This is a genomic window from Agrococcus sp. AC640b (genome assembly GCF_979255995.1).
Map to the genome: position 1 here is coordinate 227,381 of NZ_CEEDMM010000020.1, position 15,855 is coordinate 243,235.

General features: G+C 72.7%; 13 protein-coding genes. 5 read left to right on the forward strand and 8 right to left on the reverse strand.

What is annotated here, in order from left to right:
- Positions 1-23: 23 nt before the first annotated feature.
- Genes ACZ6H8_RS09725 through ACZ6H8_RS09735 form a run of 3 tightly spaced genes read left to right on the forward strand, consistent with a single transcriptional unit; the run spans position 24 to position 2,843 of the window.
- Entirely contained in the window at positions 24-1,607 is a 1,584-nt protein-coding gene (locus tag ACZ6H8_RS09725) for an acyl-CoA carboxylase subunit beta (protein WP_464146581.1), read from the forward strand.
- Between the two features lie 29 nt (positions 1,608-1,636).
- Positions 1,637-1,855 carry a hypothetical protein gene (locus ACZ6H8_RS09730; RefSeq protein ID WP_464146582.1) on the forward strand — a complete coding sequence of 73 codons (219 nt, stop codon included), beginning with the start codon at positions 1,637-1,639 and terminating at the stop codon, positions 1,853-1,855.
- Positions 1,856-1,883: 28 nt separating this feature from the next.
- Positions 1,884-2,843: a DNA topoisomerase IB gene (locus ACZ6H8_RS09735; protein ID WP_464146583.1), complete on the forward strand. Its 960-nt coding sequence runs from the start codon at positions 1,884-1,886 to the stop codon at positions 2,841-2,843.
- Between the two features lie 9 nt (positions 2,844-2,852).
- Here the strand turns inward: ACZ6H8_RS09735 and ACZ6H8_RS09740 are convergent, their stop codons facing one another.
- From ACZ6H8_RS09740 to ACZ6H8_RS09750, 3 genes are all read right to left on the reverse strand, one after another.
- Complete coding sequence (locus tag ACZ6H8_RS09740; RefSeq protein WP_464146584.1) at positions 2,853-3,686, reverse strand: transposase; 834 nt, start codon at positions 3,684-3,686, stop codon at positions 2,853-2,855.
- A 114-nt stretch (positions 3,687-3,800) separates the two neighbouring features.
- Positions 3,801-5,045, reverse strand: a complete 1,245-nt coding sequence (locus tag ACZ6H8_RS09745) for a class I SAM-dependent RNA methyltransferase (protein WP_464146585.1) — start codon at positions 5,043-5,045, stop codon at positions 3,801-3,803.
- A 50-nt stretch (positions 5,046-5,095) separates the two neighbouring features.
- Complete coding sequence (locus ACZ6H8_RS09750; protein ID WP_464146586.1) at positions 5,096-6,520, reverse strand: dihydrolipoyl dehydrogenase family protein; 1,425 nt, start codon at positions 6,518-6,520, stop codon at positions 5,096-5,098.
- Between the two features lie 63 nt (positions 6,521-6,583).
- Between ACZ6H8_RS09750 and ACZ6H8_RS09755 the strand changes: the two genes are divergently transcribed.
- The gene (locus tag ACZ6H8_RS09755; protein ID WP_464146587.1) at positions 6,584-7,219 is read left to right on the forward strand and encodes a Maf family protein; all 636 of its coding nucleotides are present in this window, start codon (positions 6,584-6,586) and stop codon (positions 7,217-7,219) included.
- A 72-nt stretch (positions 7,220-7,291) separates the two neighbouring features.
- Here the strand turns inward: ACZ6H8_RS09755 and ACZ6H8_RS09760 are convergent, their stop codons facing one another.
- From ACZ6H8_RS09760 to ACZ6H8_RS09770, 3 genes are read right to left on the reverse strand one after another with little or no spacing between them, the layout of a single operon-like run.
- On the reverse strand, positions 7,292-9,385 hold the full coding sequence (locus ACZ6H8_RS09760) for an ABC transporter ATP-binding protein (protein ID WP_464146588.1): 2,094 nt from the start codon (positions 9,383-9,385) through the stop codon (positions 7,292-7,294).
- Positions 9,386-9,387: 2 nt separating this feature from the next.
- Complete coding sequence (locus ACZ6H8_RS09765) at positions 9,388-11,118, reverse strand: ABC transporter ATP-binding protein (protein WP_464146589.1); 1,731 nt, start codon at positions 11,116-11,118, stop codon at positions 9,388-9,390.
- On the reverse strand, positions 11,115-11,696 hold the full coding sequence (locus tag ACZ6H8_RS09770) for a TetR/AcrR family transcriptional regulator (RefSeq protein WP_464146590.1): 582 nt from the start codon (positions 11,694-11,696) through the stop codon (positions 11,115-11,117). Before ACZ6H8_RS09770 ends, ACZ6H8_RS09765 begins: the two co-directional genes overlap by 4 nt.
- Positions 11,697-11,869: 173 nt before the next feature.
- On the opposite strand from ACZ6H8_RS09770, the gene ACZ6H8_RS09775 reads away from it, so the two are divergent.
- Positions 11,870-13,639, forward strand: a complete 1,770-nt coding sequence (locus ACZ6H8_RS09775; RefSeq protein ID WP_464146591.1) for an acetyl/propionyl/methylcrotonyl-CoA carboxylase subunit alpha — start codon at positions 11,870-11,872, stop codon at positions 13,637-13,639.
- Positions 13,640-13,754: 115 nt separating this feature from the next.
- On the opposite strand, the gene ACZ6H8_RS09780 is transcribed toward ACZ6H8_RS09775, so the two are convergent.
- Both ACZ6H8_RS09780 and ACZ6H8_RS09785 read right to left on the reverse strand, forming a co-directional pair.
- Positions 13,755-14,147, reverse strand: a complete 393-nt coding sequence (locus ACZ6H8_RS09780) for an endonuclease domain-containing protein (protein WP_464146592.1) — start codon at positions 14,145-14,147, stop codon at positions 13,755-13,757.
- A gap of 405 nt (positions 14,148-14,552) precedes the next feature.
- Positions 14,553-15,833: a VanZ family protein gene (locus tag ACZ6H8_RS09785; RefSeq protein WP_464146593.1), complete on the reverse strand. Its 1,281-nt coding sequence runs from the start codon at positions 15,831-15,833 to the stop codon at positions 14,553-14,555.
- Positions 15,834-15,855: the final 22 nt, after the last annotated feature.

The window sequence follows — 15,855 nt, forward strand, 5'->3', positions numbered from 1 at the left end:
CCGCCGCCGTCTAGTGTGGACGGGTGACCAACCCCGAGACGACCACCGCGGCCCGGATCGAGCACCTGCGTCAGCGCAACCAGGAGGCCGTCGTCGCGAAGGAGCGCGCGGCCAGGGAGCGCCAGCACGCCAAGGGCAAGAAGTCGGCGCGCGAGCGCATCGAGGCGTTCGTCGACCCCGGCACGTTCGTCGAGTTCGACGCGTACGTGCGGCACCGCTCGACCTCGTTCGGCATGGACGCCAAGCGGCCGTACGGCGACGCCGTCGTCACGGGCATCGCCACGATCCACGGCCGCCGCATCGCCGTCTACTCGCAGGACTTCACGACGTTCGGCGGCTCGCTCGGCGAGGTCGCCGGCGAGAAGATCGTGAAGATCATGGACTACGCCGTGAAGGTGGGCGTGCCCATCGTCGGCATGCTCGACTCCGGCGGCGCCCGCATCCAGGAGGGCGTCGTCGCCCTCGGCAAGTACGGCGAGATCTTCAAGCGCAACACCGCCGCCTCCGGCGTCATCCCGCAGATCTCCATCATCATGGGCCCGGCTGCAGGCGGCGCCGTCTACGGCCCCGCGCTCACCGACTTCGTCATCATGGTCGACAAGTCGAGCCACATGTTCGTCACGGGCCCCGACGTCATCAAGACGGTCACGGGCGAGGAGGTCGGCTTCGAGGAGCTCGGCGGCGGCCTCACCCACAACTCCATCTCCGGCGTCAGCCACTACCTCGCCTCCGACGAGGACGACGCGCTCGACTACGTGCGCGCGCTGCTGGCGTTCCTGCCCGACAACAACCAGTCGGAGGTGCCCGCGTACGACCATCAGGCGCACCGCGTCGTCAACGACCTCGACCGCACGCTCGACCGCGTCATCCCCGACTCCCCGAACCAGCCGTACGACGTGCTCGACATCATCGAGGTGCTCGTCGACGACCGCGAGTTCCTCGAGGTGCAGCCGCTGTACGCGCCGAACATCGTCATCGGCTTCGGTCGGCTCGAGGGCCGCACGGTCGGCGTCATCGCCAACCAGCCGAAGCAGCGTGCGGGCACGCTCAACATCGAGGCGGGCGAGAAGGCCGCTCGCTTCGTGCGCTTCTGCGACTCCTTCTCCATCCCGATCCTCACGCTCGTCGACGTGCCCGGCTACCTGCCGGGCACCGACCAGGAGTGGACGGGCGTCATCCGCCGCGGCGCGAAGCTCATCTACGCGTACGCCGAGGCGACGGTGCCGATGGTCACGGTCATCACGCGCAAGGCCTACGGCGGCGCGTACATCGTCATGGGCTCGAAGCAGCTCGGCGCCGACATCAACATCGCGTGGCCGACGGCCGAGATCGCCGTCATGGGCGGCCAGGGCGCCGTGAACATCCTCTACCGGGCCGAGCTGAAGCAGGCCGAGGAGGAGGGGCGCGACGTCGCCGCCGTGCGCCAGCAGCTCGCGAACGACTACACCTACAACGTGACGAGCCCGTTCCTGGCCGCCGAGCGCGGCGAGCTCGACGGCATCATCGAGCCGTCCGAGACGCGCGTCGCCATCACGAAGGCCTTCCGCGCGCTGCGCACGAAGAAGGTCGCCCGCCCCGAGCGCAAGCACGGCAACATCCCCTTGTAGGGGCGCGAGACGACGGGGACGATGACAGCATGACGGAGACCTGGAAGCCGACGCCCGCCGACACCGACATGGTGGTGCTGCAGGGCTCGCCCACCGCCGAGGAGCAGGCCGCGGTGCACGCGGTGCTCACCGAGCTCGGCACCGACTGGGCGCAGACGAAGCATCGCAAGGTGCTCGACGCTCCCACGGGGTGGCTCGCAGGCACGCGCCCCGGCGACGGCTCGCTCGCGGCGACCTCGGGCTTCTGAGCGACGCGGCCGGCACGGGAGCCTGACGATGGCGAGGCTGCGACGCGCGCACCCCGGCGACGACCCCGGCATCCGGCGCCGCCGGGCCGGCACGGGCTGGACGTATGCGCACGACAACGGCAGGAAGGTGTCGGCCGCCGATCGCGAGCGCTGCGCGGCGCTCGTGCTGCCGCCTGCTTGGAAGGACGTGTGGATCGCGGCCGACCCGCTCGCCCACATCCAGGCCACGGGCGTCGACGACGCGGGCCGCACCCAGTACCGGTACCACGAGGACTGGTCGGCGAAGCGCGAGCGCGTGAAGTTCGAGCGCGCCCTCGACCTCGCCGAGGCGCTGCCGGCCGCGAGGCGCCGCATCACGGCCGACCTCGGCGCGGACGGCCTGACGCGCGAGCGCGTGCTCGCCGCCGCGATGCGACTGCTCGACGTCGTCGCGATCCGGGCGGGCGGCGACGCGTACGCCGAGGAGCACGGCAGCCGCGGCCTCATGACCCTGCTCGTGCGGCACGTCACCGTCGACGGCCACGCCGTGCGCCTGCGCTTCCCCGGCAAGAGCGCGCAGCGCTTCGACGTGACGATCGAGGATGCGCCGCTCGCGGCATGCGTCGCCGAGCTCACGGCGCGCTCTGCGCGCTCGCGCCTGTTCGCGTGGCGCGACGCCGGCGGGTGGCGCGTGCTGCGCGACGCCGACCTGAACGCGGCGGTGCGCGAGGCGACGGGCGGCGAGTTCACCGCGAAGGACTTCCGCACGCTGCACGGCACGATCGTCGCCGCAGACGCGCTCGCCCGCGCCCGCGACGTCGGCACGCAGCGCGAGCGTGCGAAGCGCGTGCGCGAGGCGGTCGTGGAGGTGTCGGAGGCGCTCGGCAACACCCCGTCGGTCGCCAGGTCGTCGTACATCGACCCCGAGGTGATCGAGCGGTTCGAGGCCGGCGAGACCGTGGGCACGAAGGGCTCGCGCGAGCGGGCGCTGCTGGCGCTGCTGCGCTGAGGCGGGCGGTCAGTCGAGGGCGTCGCGCGCCTGCGCCGCACGCTCCTTCGCCTCGGCGACCGCGCGCTCGGCCGCTGCTCGCGCCTCGGCGGCGTCGCGCTCGTCGCCGCGGGCCGCATCGACCTCGCGGGTCAGCTGCGCGACGTCGCGCTGCAGCTCGGCGATGCGCTGCTCGAGATGCTCGGCACGCTCCCTCGCCGTCGTCTCCGCCGCCTCGATGCGCCGCAGCTCGCGCTCCGCCTCGCTCGCCGCCTGCTGGGCTTCGTCGGCCGCACGCTCCACAGCCCTGCGCGCCCGGCGCTCGGCGAGCTCGTCGCGACTCGCCCGCGGCGCCGCAGGCGGCGGATCGCCTCCTGCGAGCGCACCGGAGAGGTCGACGCCGTCGAGCCCGACCGCCTCGAGCGCACGCACGAGCCTGCCGCTGGCGACCGCCCGCCCTGCCGCCTCATCGAGCATGGCGGCGGTGAGGGTGCGCTCGACCTCCTCGCGCACCGACGGGCTCACGCGCACGCCAGCCGCCTCGGCGACGGCGACCGCCTCCGCCGCGAGCCGTGCCACGAGGGTGCGGCGCTGTGCGGACAGGGCGCGCAGCTCGGCGCCGTCGAGGTCGTCGTGCGCTGCGCGCAGCGACTCGGCGAGCGCGAGCATCCGCTCGACCTCCTCCGTCCGCTCGCGCGCGAACGCGTCGACGACCCACGCAGCCACGGAGGGTCGGCGCAAGGCGCGGATGCCACGGGCGAGCCCGCGATCCTCCTCGACCTTGGCGCGGGCGTCGCGCGCGGCGATGAACGCGCCAGGCGGCTCCGCCAGCAGCGCTGCCGCGACGTCGTCGAGCTCGCTCACGCGTCCATCCTCCCGCGGGTGGCACCGCGGCGCGCAGATCGCGCCGAAGCGGGGTCTCGACTGCGCATGACGCTCGACGGCCCGCTCAGGCGTGATCTGGGCGGGATCCCAGGACTACGCCCGCGTGAACCGTGCCACGCACTCGACGTGGTGGGTGTGCGGGAAGAGGTCGTACGCCTGGATGGGACCCAGGTCGTAGCCGCCGTCCACCAGCAGCCTCGCGTCTCGTGCGAAGGCGACCGGGTCGCATGCGACGTAGACGACCTGCTTGGGGGCCAGCTCGACGAGCGAGGCGATCGTCTCGCCACCGGCACCGGCGCGCGGCGGGTCGAGCACGACCGTCGCGGCGCGCAGCCGATCGCGCTCCACCGCCGACGCGTCCTGCAGCGCATCCCGCAGGAAGCGATCGACACGGGCCGTGATCGCGAGCGCACCGAGCCACTCCGCGAGGTTCTCGCTCGCGTGGTCGGTCGCCGTCTCGTCGGACTCGACGCTCATCATGCGCGCCTGCGGACCCAGCACGTCGCCGAGCGCCGTGGCGAGCAGCCCGACGCCGCCGTACAGGTCGAGGTTCGCGGCCTTCGGGTCGATCAGATCCGTGTCGATCGCACGGCGCACCGCGTCGACCAGCACGCTCGGCGCCTCGCGGTGCACCTGCCAGAACCCTGCGCGGTCGACGCGCAGCTCGCGATCGCCGACGCGCTCGAGGATCGTGTCGGTGCGGCCGCGCACCGCCTCGCCCTCGGTCGCCATGACGTCGACCGAGCCGTCGGCGCGCTGCACGTAGTCGACGCGCGACGCGCCGGGCAGGCGCATGTCGAGCTGCGCCTGCTCCTGGATGCCGTCGGTCGCGAGCGGCAGGGACGCCACGGGCACCACGGTGTGGCTGCGGGCCGCGAACGGCCCCTGCCTGCCCTGCTCGTCGACCTGCAGCGTGACGCGCGTGCGCCAGCCGAGCCCTCCGCGCGCGTCGTCGCCAGGGGCCGGCCGAACCTTCACGTCGCGCTCGATGCGACCCGTGCGGCGCAGCGCATCCTCGATGACGCGCTGCTTGAGGGCGCGCTGCGCCGGCAGGCGCACGTGGCCGAGGTCGGCGCCGCCCGCGCGGCGCTCGGGAGCCCGGTCGATGTCGGCCTCCGGCCACACGTGCGTCACGCGGTCGGGCGACGCCTCGAGCACCTCGAGCGTCTCGGCGCGGCCGAACGACTTCTTCAGGTCGGTGACGCGCACCCGCACCGTCTCGCCGGGCACGGTGTCGGGCGTGAACAGCACGCGCCCCTCGTGCCTGCCGACGAAGACGCCGCCGTGGGCGACGTTGTCGATGGTGAGGACGAGCTCGTCTCCGCGCTGGATGGGCATCCCACGATCCTCCCACGCTCGGCACGGGCGCGCCCGCAGGCGCCGAGGCGTCAGCCTCGGCGCTGGCTGCGGAGGTCCTCGACGACGCGCAGCCAGATCTCGCTCGCCGTCGGGTAGGCGGGCACCGCGTGCCACAGGCGCGCGATGGGCACGCGCGCCGCGACCGCGACCGTCGCGGCGTGCAGCAGCTCGGCGACGCCATGGCCGACGAGCGTCGCACCCACGAGCACGTCGCGGTCGGCGTCGACGATCGCGATGACGCGGCCGCCCGCGTCGTCGCGCGCGAGTGCGGTGCCCGCGACGGCCAGGTCGATCGCGACGCGCTCGACGCGGATGCCGCGATCGAGCGCCTCCGCATGCGTCAGGCCCACGGCCGCGACCTCCGGATCCGTGAACACGACCTGCGTGAGCGGATCGTCGTCGACGCCGACGACGTCGTGCGCCGCGCCGCCGCCCGTGACGTGCCCGATGACCTCGCCGGCGATGCGCGCCTCGTGCTTGCCCATGTGGGTCAGCTGCCACCTGCCCGCGACGTCGCCAGCGGCGTACAGCCAGCCCTCGCCACCTGCGACGCGCTGCCTGCCGTCGACCGCGACGCTCTCGAGGCCGACGGTCTCGAGCCCGAGACCGTCGGTCGCCGGACGCCTGCCGGTCGCGACGAGGATCTCGTCGGTCGTGACCTCGACGCCGTCGATCGTCGTCGTCACCGCGCCACCGTGGACGTGACCGACGCCCGTGTCGCGCGCGTCGTCGCGTCGCACCGCCTGCACGTCGGCGTGCAGCCGCACGTCGACGCCTGCCGCGCGCAACCCCTCCTCGACCGCCTCCCCAGCCACCGGCTCGAGTCGCGACAGCAGTCCGCCGCGCACGGCGAGCGTCACGTGCGCGCCGAGCGCCGCGAGCCACGTCGCCGCCTCGCACGCCACGACCCCGCCGCCGACGACGAGGATCGAGCCGGGCACCTCGTGCATCGCCGTCGCATCGCGCGAGCCCCACGGCAGCGCAGCCTCCAGCCCGTCGATGGGCGCCGTCACAGGCACCGACCCCGTCGCGAGCACCACCGCGTGCCTCGCCACGAGCGTGCGATCGCCGACGACGACCGTCCGCTCACCGGCGAGCCTGCCGTGCCCGCGCACGACCTCCATGCCCGCGCCCTCCGCCCACTGCACCTGGCCGGCGTCGTCCCATCCCGAGGTGAAGGAGTCGCGGCGGGCCAGCACCGCCTCGACGTCGAGCGGCCCCTGCGGCCGCAGCCCCGGCATGTGCTGCGCGAGCGAGCGCACCGCGGCGGGCACGAGCAGCGCCTTCGAGGGCATGCACGCCCAGTACGAGCACTCACCGCCCACGAGCTCGGCCTCGACGAGGGCCACGGTGCGATCCGAGCCCTGGATGGCGTACTGGGCGGCGTTCTCGCCGACCGGCCCACCGCCGATCACGATGACGTCGTGGGTGGGCTCGTGCGCTGCTGCTGCCATGCCCCCACGCTACGAGGATGCATCGCCTCGCGGCGACGCCTTGCGCGGCTAGCCTGTCGACCGATGCGCTTCCATCTCGCCTCCACCTCCCCCGCCCGCCTCATGCTCATGCGCCAGGCGGGCATCGAGCCCGTGCTGCTCGCGAGCGACGTCGACGAGGACCTCGCGGTCGCCGCCCACGAGGCCGAGCACGGGCCGGCCTCGACCGCGCAGGTCGTGCAGCTGCTCGCGCGGGCGAAGGCCGAGGCGGTGCTCGGCCGCGAGCCCGAGGGCCGCCCCATGGAGGGGCTGCTGTTCGGTGGCGACTCGGCGCTCGAGCTCGGCGGCGTCACGCTCGGCAAGCCCCACACCGCAGAGCGCGCCCGCGAGCGCTGGCTCGCGCAGCGCGGGCGCGAGGCCGTGCTGCACTCGGGGCACTGGCTCGTGCGGCTCGACGAGGGCCGCGTCGTCGGCGCCGTCGGCGCGACCGTGGCGGCGCGGCTGCGCTTCGCCGACCTCGCCGACGACGAGATCGACGCCTACGTCGCCACCGGCGAGCCGCTCGAGGTCGCGGGTGCCTTCACGATCGACTCGCTCGGCTCGGCGTTCGTCGACGAGATCCACGGCGACCCGTCGACGGTCATCGGCATGAGCATCCCCACGGTGCGCCGCCTCGCCCGCGAGCTCGGCGTCGCCTGGCACTCGCTCTGGAACCGCTGACGGCGTCGCCCGCGCCGCCGGCACGACGAGCGGCGGCCCGGCCGGAGCCGGACCACCGCCATCACGAGCAGGTCAGGTCTGGGGATGCGTCGGCGTCGAGCCCGTGGGTGCGCCCGCGCCGACCGCGTCGGCGTCGAGGTCGACGGCGGCCTGCTGGAACTGCGCGTCGTAGAGCCTGCGGTAGGCGCCCCGAGCCACGAGCAGCTCCTCGTGCGAGCCCTGCTCGACGATGTCGCCGTGCTCCATCACGAGGATGACGTCGGCGTCGCGGATCGTCGAGAGGCGGTGCGCGATGACGAACGAGGTGCGGTCGCGTCGCAGCGCGGCCATCGCCTGCTGCAGCAGCAGCTCGGTGCGGGTGTCGACCGATGACGTCGCCTCGTCGAGGATGAGCACCGACGGCTGTGCGAGGAACGCTCGCGCGATCGTCACGAGCTGCTTCTCGCCTGCCGAGAGGTTCGAGGCCTCCTCGTCGAGCACGGTGTCGTACCCGTCGGGCAGCGACTGCACGAACCGGTCGACGAACGTCGCCTTCGCGGCCTCGTGGATCTGCTCCTCGGTCGCATCGGGCCTGCCGTAGGCGATGTTGTCGCGGATCGTGCCACCGAAGAGCCACGTGTCCTGCAGCACCATGCCGGTCTGCTCGCGCAGCGCGTCGCGCGTGAGGGTGCGCGTGTCGACGCCGTCGAGCGTGATGCGACCGCCGTCGATCTCGTAGAACCGCATGAGCAGGTTCACGAGCGTCGTCTTGCCGGCACCCGTCGGGCCCACGATCGCGACCGTCTGGCCGGGCTCGACCGACAGCGACAGGTCGCTGATGAGCGGCTGCCCCGTGCCGTCCTCGCCGCGGTCGTACGAGAACTCGACGTGCTCGAACGCCACGGCGCCCGTCGTCGACGCGATCGTGCCGCCGTCGGCGTCGGACTCCTCGTCGTCGGCGTCGAGCAGCTCGAACACGCGCTCGGCGCTCGCAGCACCCGACTGCACCATCGTGAACGTCTGGCCCAGCTGGCCGAGGTTCTGCGAGAACTGCTGCGAGTACTGGATGAACGCCTGCACGTCGCCGATGCGGATCGAGCCGTTCGCGACGAACAGGCCGCCCGCGACGGCGACGAGCACGTAGCCGACGTTGCCGACGAACGTCATGAGCGGGAAGACGAGGCCCGAGAGGAACTGCGCCTTGAACGACGCCTGGAAGACGGCCTCGTTCTCGACCTGGAACTGCTCGCGCACCTCGCGCTCCTTGCCGAAGACCTTCACGAGGGCATGGCCCGTGAACGACTCCTCGACGAGGCCGTTGAGGCGGCCGGTGCGCTTCCACTGCTCGGCGAACAGCCCCTGCGCGCGTCCCATGACGAGCCCGAGGATGATGCCGGTGAGCGGCACCGAGATGAGCGCGATGAGCGCGAGCCACACGTTGATCGTGAGCATCATGACGAGCACGCCGACGATCGTCAGCACGCCCGTGACGATCTGCGACAGCGTCTGGCTCATCGACTGGCCCACGTTGTCGAGGTCGTTCGTGACGCGCGAGAGCAGCTCGCCGCGCTGCATGCCGTCGTAGTACCGCAGCGGCAGGCGGTGGACCTTGTCCTCGACGTCGGAGCGCAGACGCGCGACGGTGCGCTGCACGACGCGGTTGACGAAGTAGCCCTGCACCCACTGGAACAGGCTTGCGACCACGTAGAGGGCCAGCACGAGCATGAGCACCTGGCTCAGCGCCGCGAAGTCGATGCCGGCACCGACCTGGAAGCCCTGCATGTTCTCGATGATGTTCGCGAAGTCGCCCTGGTCGGACTGCCGCAGCAGCGCGACGACGTCGTCCTGCGACGTGCCGGCAGGCACGCCCTGCGCGCCCAGCTGCAGCTGCACGAGGCCCTGCACGATGAGGTTCGTCGCCTCGGCGAGCACGCGCGGCGCGATGACGTTGAGCACGATGCCGGCCGTGCCGACGACGAACACGATCGCGAGCAGCACCTTGTAGGGCGCGAACATGCCCAGCAGTCGCTTGAGCGTGGGGATGAGGGCGCGCGCCTTGCCTGGCGGCGGCGCGTCCCAGTCGCCTGCCTCGCGTCGCGCCGCCTCGGCGAGCTCGGCCTCGAGCAGCTCCTCCTCGGTGGGCTCGCGCTCCACGCTGGGCTCCTGTGCGTTCCTCTGCCTGGCCATCGTCAGACCTCCACGGCCATCTGCGAGTCGACGATCTCGCGATACGTGTCGTTGGATGCGAGCAGCTCGTCGTGGGTGCCGAGGCCCACGACGCGGCCCTCGTCGAGCACGACGATGCGGTCGGCGTCGACGATCGTCGACACGCGCTGGGCGACGACGAGCCTCGTCGTGCCGACGACGTCGGTCGCCAGCGCCGCGCGCAGGCGGGCGTCGGTGCCGAGGTCGAGGGCGCTGAAGGAGTCGTCGAAGACGAGGATCGGTGGCCGCTTCACGATGGCCCTCGCGATCGCGAGCCGCTGCCGCTGCCCGCCCGAGACGTTCGTGCCGCCCTGCGAGACGAGGCTCTCGAGCCCCTGCTCCTTCGCGCGCACGAAGTCGGCGGCCTGCGCCGTCTCGAGCGCCGTCCAGAGCTCCTCGTCGGTGGCGTCCTCCTTGCCGTAGCGGAGGTTCGAGGCGATCGTGCCGGAGAACAGGTAGGGCTTCTGCGGCACGAGGCCGATCGACGCCCACAACGACTGCTCGTCGGCGTCGCGCACGTCGACGCCGCCGACCGTGACCGAGCCGCTCGTGACGTCGAACAGGCGCGGCACGAGGTTGACGATCGTCGTCTTGCCCGCACCGGTCGAGCCGATGATCGCGACCGTCTCGCCGGGCGCCGCCGAGAACGAGACGCCCTGCAGCACGGGCGTCTCGGCGCCCGGATAGGTGAAGGTGACGTCGTCGAAGACGATCGCGCCCGGCGTCGGCTGCTCGGTGCGCGCCGCGGTCGAGACCGCGACGGTCGGCTGCGTCTCGAGCACCTCGGTGATGCGGCGAGCGCCGACGGCGGCCCTCGGGATCATCATCGTGAGGAACGTCGCCATCATCACGCCGAACAGGATCTGCATGAGGTACTGCAGGAACGCCATCATCGTGCCGACCTCGAGCGTGCCCTGGTCGACGAGCTGCGCGCCGAACCAGATGACGGCGACGCTCGACGCGTTCACGATCAGCATGACGAGCGGGAAGGTGAGCACGAAGAGGTTGCCGGTGCGCAGCATCGCGTCGGTCACGCCGTCGTTGGCCTGCTGGAAGCGGGCGCGCTCGCGACGCTCCTGCACGAAGGCGCGCACGACGCGGATGCCCGTGAGCTGCTCGCGCATGACCTGGTTGATGCGGTCGATGCGCTCCTGCAGCAGCACGAAGATCGGCACGAGCCGCGACACGATCACGGCCATGACGAGCACCATGAGCGGCACGATGACCCAGATGAGTCGCGAGAGCTCGGCGTCGGCGCGCACGGCCATGACCACGCCGCCGATCGCGAGCATCGGCGCCGACATGAGCATCGTGCAGCCCATGAGCACGAGCATCTGCACCTGCTGCACGTCGTTCGTGTTGCGGGTGATGAGGCTCGCGGCGCCGAAGCGCTGCACGTCGCGCTCGGAGAACGACGACACGCGCGCGAAGATGCGCGCGCGGAGGTCGCGGCCGGCCGTCATGGCCAGGCGAGCACCGAACAGGATCGCGAGCGAGTTCGCGATCACCTGCCCGAGGCTCATGAGCAGCATCTCGCCGCCGAGCCTCCAGATGGTGCCCGTGTCGCCCTGCAGCACGCCCTCGTCGATGATGTCGGCGTTGATCGTGGGCAGCATGAGCGACAGCAGCGCCTGCGTGAGCTGGAACACGACGACGAGGATGAAGGCGACCCACGAGGTGCGGATCGCGGCGGTGATGAGCCTCCACAGCTTCATGCGCGGCTCTCCTTCCGGGTATCGGCACGGGCGATCCCGTGCAGCAGGATGCCGGTGACGTCTGACATGTCCATGGCGCTGCGGTCTCCCCAGCCGGTCGCCGCGGCGAACGTCAGGGTGCGCAGCGCATCGGCTGCGACGAGCGGCGCGACCGCCAGCTCGTCCTCGTGCTCGGCGAGCAGCGCAGCGATGCGGTCGCGCAGCTCGTCGAAGCGGGGATCGTCCCTGCGCCCCTCGGCGAGCAGGACGGGACCGAGCGCGATCGCCATCTGGAAGATGGTCGAGAAGCGCACGGTGAGCACGCCCGCGATCGCGCGGACGGTGGCCTCGAGGCCCGCGTCGGCGAGATCGTCGAGGTCGTCGAGCTCGTAGGCGACCTCGGCCGTGCGGTCGAAGAGGGCGCGCAGCAGCGAGTCCTTGTCGCCGAACGAGCGGAAGAGGGTGCCCTCGGCGACGCCGGCGGCATCGGCGAGCTGCCGGGAGGTGATGGCCGCGCCGTGCTCGAGCACGACGGGGACGATCGCGTCGAGGATCTGCACCTGGCGGTCCTCGAGCGTCATGCGGGTCGGTGGTGCCACGATCGAACACCGTACTGAGTGAGCACTCACTCCGCAAGATGCGACGGCATCGCCGTCCCCCTTTCCCCGACCGCGCATCCTGACGACGCTGTGGGGATCGGCAACGGCACCCCGCTCGCCGTTGTCGACGTCCTCCGAGAGGCGGCATCGCCCGTCGCGTAGGCTCGATGCTCATGCCACGCATCACGAAGGTCCTCGTCGCCAACCGTGGCGAGATCGCCGTCCGAGTCGTCCGAGCCGCGAGGGATGCGGGGATCGGCAGCGTCGCCGTCTACGCGGAGCCCGACCGCGACGCCCAGCACGTGCAGCTCGCCGACGAGGCGTACTCGCTGCACGGGTCGACGAGCGCCGAGTCGTACCTCGTCATCGAGAAGATCCTGTCGGTCGCCCGCCGCTCGGGCGCCGACGCCGTGCACCCCGGCTACGGCTTCCTCGCCGAGAACGCCGACTTCGCGCGCGCCGTGATCGACGCGGGGATCACGTGGATCGGGCCGAGCCCCGACGCCATCGAGCAGCTCGGCGACAAGGTCTCGGCGCGCCACATCGCCGAGAAGGTGGGAGCGCCGCTCGCACCCGGCACCCTCAACCCCGTCGAGACGGCCGACGAGGTCGTCGCGTTCGCCGACGAGGTCGGGCTGCCCGTCGCGATCAAGGCGGCGTTCGGCGGCGGGGGCCGCGGCCTCAAGGTGGCGCGCACCCGCGAGGAGATCCCCGAGCTGTTCGACTCCGCCACGCGCGAGGCCGTCGCGGCGTTCGGCCGCGGAGAGTGCTTCGTCGAGAAGTACCTCGACCGCCCGCGCCACGTCGAGACGCAGTGCCTCGCGGATGCGCACGGCAACGTCGTCGTCGTCTCGACGCGCGACTGCTCGCTGCAGCGCCGCCACCAGAAGCTCGTCGAGGAGGCTCCCGCGCCGTTCCTGTCCGACGAGCAGGTCGCCCGCCTCTACGACTCGTCGAAGGCCATCCTGCGCGAGGTCGGCTACGTCGGCGCCGGCACGTGCGAGTTCCTCGTGGGCCGCGACGGCACGATCTCGTTCCTCGAGGTCAACACGCGTCTGCAGGTCGAGCACCCCGTGTCCGAGGAGGTCACGGGCATCGACCTCGTGCGCGAGCAGCTCCGCATCGCCGAGGGCGGCGTGCTCGACTACCCGGATCCCGAGGTGCGCGGCCACTCGTTCGAGTTCCGCATCAACGGCGAGGACGCAGGCGCCGGCTTCATCCCAGCCCCCGGCCCCGTGCAGGTCTTCTCCCCCGCGACGGGCCCCGGCGTGCGCGTCGACTCCGGCGTCGTCTCCGGCGACGTCATCGGCGGGCAGTTCGACTCGCTGCTTGCGAAGCTCGTCGTGACGGGCGCGACGCGCGAGGAGGCGCTCGAGCGCTCCCGCCGCGCGCTCGCCGAGTTCCGTGTCGAGGGCCTGCCGACGGTGCTGCCGTTCCACCGCGTCGTCGTCGACGATCCCGCCTTCGCGCCTGCGGCCGGCGAGCCGTTCTCGATCTACACCTCGTGGATCGAGACCGAGTTCGCGAACGACATCCCCCGCTGGGGTGGCGAGGCCGGCGCGATCGGCGGCCCGGAGGCGCGTCGCGAGGTGGTCGTCGAGGCCGACGGCAAGCGCATCGCGGTGTCGATGCCTGCGCGCCTGTTCCCCGAGACGGTCGCGACGAAGGGCCCGGCTCCTCGCCGTACCCGCATCGCAGCGGCCGGCGGCGCCTCGGGCGGCACGATCGTGTCGCCCATGCAGGCGACGGTCGTGAAGGTCGCCGTCGAGGAGGGGCAGCACGTCGTCGCGGGCGACCTGCTCGTCGTGCTCGAGGCGATGAAGATGGAGCAGCCGCTGCAGGCGCCGCGCGACGGCGTCGTGACGGGTCTCGACGCGCAGGTCGGCACCACGATCGGGAGCGGCCACCGTCTCCTGACGATCGAGGAGCCGGCGGGGGCCTGACCTCTCCTCACCCCCCCCCACTCCATGTGCGTTTCGCAGGCGATCGCGGGGGTCCGAGGGAACATACCCCTCGACCACCCCTGATCGCCTGCGAAACGCGACAGTCGACTCGCGGTCAGCGGGCGCGGCGCGTGCGGTGGCGGTCGTCGCGCACCATGCGCAGGATGTCGCCGAGCACGCGATCCCAGTCGTGCAGGACCTCGGCGTACGTGAACCGCAGCACGTCGTAGCCACGCAGCTGCAGCTCGCGGTCGAGCCATCGGTCTCGTGCGAAGCCCGCGACGAGGGCGTGGTGCTCGCGGCCGTCGATCTCGACGATGAGCCGGTCGCCGACGAGGAAGTCCCGGGGTCCGAGCCCTGGCACGACGAACTGCGTCACGACCCGGACCCCGGCCGTCCGCAAGCGCCAGCGGACGATGCTCTCGCCGCCTGCGCCCGCCCCAGGGCCGACCGCAGCCGCGAGCATCCTGCCCTGCACGGTGTCGTCGAGCGCGTCGCGGTGATGCACGTCGCCTGCTGCGGATGCGCACCGCCGCGACGACCTCGGCGTCCGCCGTGCGCAGCGCGCACCATCCGCGACGGACCTTCATCACGCGACCGCGGCGTCGAGCGGCGAGCACGTCGGCGCGATCGATGCCGCGCGCACGCAGCTGCCCGAGGCTCGCGATGCCGCCGAGCCCGGCGAGCGCTGCCTCCACATCCATGGCGCGAAGGATGGCGGCCGCACGCGCCCGCCGTCGAGGTCGCAGCGGCGTCTGTGGATGGCGAGGCATCCGCGCCGGCTGTGGACACCGCGCGATCCTCACCGCCGCCGTGTGCGTTTCGCAGGCGATCACGGGGGTCCGAGGGAAGATACCCCTCGAGCACCCCTGATCGCCTGCGAAACGCACACCACCAACGGGGAGGGGGCGGGTCAGCGCGGGTCGCGCACGTCGCGCGCCACCTGCCGCGTGAGGCGCAGCGCGAGGCCCGAGTGCGCGCGCGAGACGAACGCGAGCACGATCGCCGCGATCGCCCAGACGGCGGCGACGGACTGCAGCACCGGATCGAGCGCGAGCCCCGACAGCAGGGTCCAGCCGCCGATGCCCAGCGCCCAGCGCGCGACGCGGCGGCCGACGCCCGGCAGCGGATCGGATGCTCGTGCCGACTGGGCACGCGCGGCCCGCTCCGCCGTCGAGTCGGCATCCCACGCCGAGCCGATCGTGGTCGGCACGCCGCGGCTCGTGTCGGCCGCCGTGCGCTGCGGCCACCATGCGCGCCGCCGTGCCGCGGCGGACGTCTCGTCCTCGACGCGCGCCGGGGTGCCCTCGTTCGCAGCGCCTGGCTCGACCGTGGCCTGCACGCGCGTGTCGAGCCGCACGGTGAGCTCGCCGACCGTGCGGCCGGTGCGGAGCACGACGAGCAGGTGCACGATGGCGGCGGCGATGGCGCCCGACGCACCCACGACGACCGCGATCTGGGTCACGAGGGCGACGGGCGCCTCGCGCTCGGGGCTCGAGCCGAGCAGCACGACGAGGCCGACCCCTCCGATGCCGAGGACCATGACGGCGCCGCCGACGCCGATCGAGACGGCGACGTCGATCGCCATCGCGCCGAGGCGTCGCCACGGCGTGAGCGTTCGCGGCAGCACCTGCCTGCCCGCCTCGCGCTGACCGGGCAGGCGCCACACGAGCGGCGCCGCGAGCGCGCCGAGGAGCGCACCGACGCCGCTCAGCAGCACGTCGTCGACGTCGGCGAGTCGGTACTGGCAGGCGGCGAGACCGAACGTGCCGGTGAGCTGCGTCGCCTCGAGCACCACGGCGAGGGCGAGCGCGAGCACCGACGTCAGCAGGAGCCCCGGCCGGCCGCGTCTGCGCACGAGCATGCCGAACGGCACGAACAGCAGCACGGTGAGCAGCGTCTGCCGCAGCGCCGCGTTCGACAACGCCACGCCGCCTGCGTCGAGCACGTCGCCGACGAAGGATCCAGGCACGAACCGGCCGGTGAGCGGCGGGTAGCACATGCCCGTCGGCAGCAGCGTGGCGACGACGATGGCGCACGCGTACGCGAGCGCCGCGAGCGACAGCAGTGCCGGCCCCCACGTGAGGCGGCCGAGGCGGCGCAGCAGCACGATGGCCGTCGGCACCCACACGAGCACCGTCGCGGCGACCACGACGGCGATCACGGCGAGCGTCGGCGTCGCTCCGAGCCCCATGCGCATCCCCTCCCCCTCGACG

Coding starts and splice junctions, on each gene's coding strand:
- ACZ6H8_RS09785 (WP_464146593.1), bottom strand. CDS start 15,833: ATGGGGCTCGGAGCGACGCCGACGCTCGCCGTGATCGCCGTCGTGGTC.
- ACZ6H8_RS09765 (WP_464146589.1), bottom strand. CDS start 11,118: ATGAAGCTGTGGAGGCTCATCACCGCCGCGATCCGCACCTCGTGGGTC.
- ACZ6H8_RS09760 (WP_464146588.1), bottom strand. CDS start 9,385: ATGGCCAGGCAGAGGAACGCACAGGAGCCCAGCGTGGAGCGCGAGCCC.
- ACZ6H8_RS09750 (WP_464146586.1), bottom strand. CDS start 6,520: ATGGCAGCAGCAGCGCACGAGCCCACCCACGACGTCATCGTGATCGGC.
- ACZ6H8_RS09775 (WP_464146591.1), top strand. CDS start 11,870: ATGCCACGCATCACGAAGGTCCTCGTCGCCAACCGTGGCGAGATCGCC.
- ACZ6H8_RS09755 (WP_464146587.1), top strand. CDS start 6,584: ATGCGCTTCCATCTCGCCTCCACCTCCCCCGCCCGCCTCATGCTCATG.
- ACZ6H8_RS09730 (WP_464146582.1), top strand. CDS start 1,637: ATGACGGAGACCTGGAAGCCGACGCCCGCCGACACCGACATGGTGGTG.
- ACZ6H8_RS09745 (WP_464146585.1), bottom strand. CDS start 5,045: ATGCCCATCCAGCGCGGAGACGAGCTCGTCCTCACCATCGACAACGTC.
- ACZ6H8_RS09735 (WP_464146583.1), top strand. CDS start 1,884: ATGGCGAGGCTGCGACGCGCGCACCCCGGCGACGACCCCGGCATCCGG.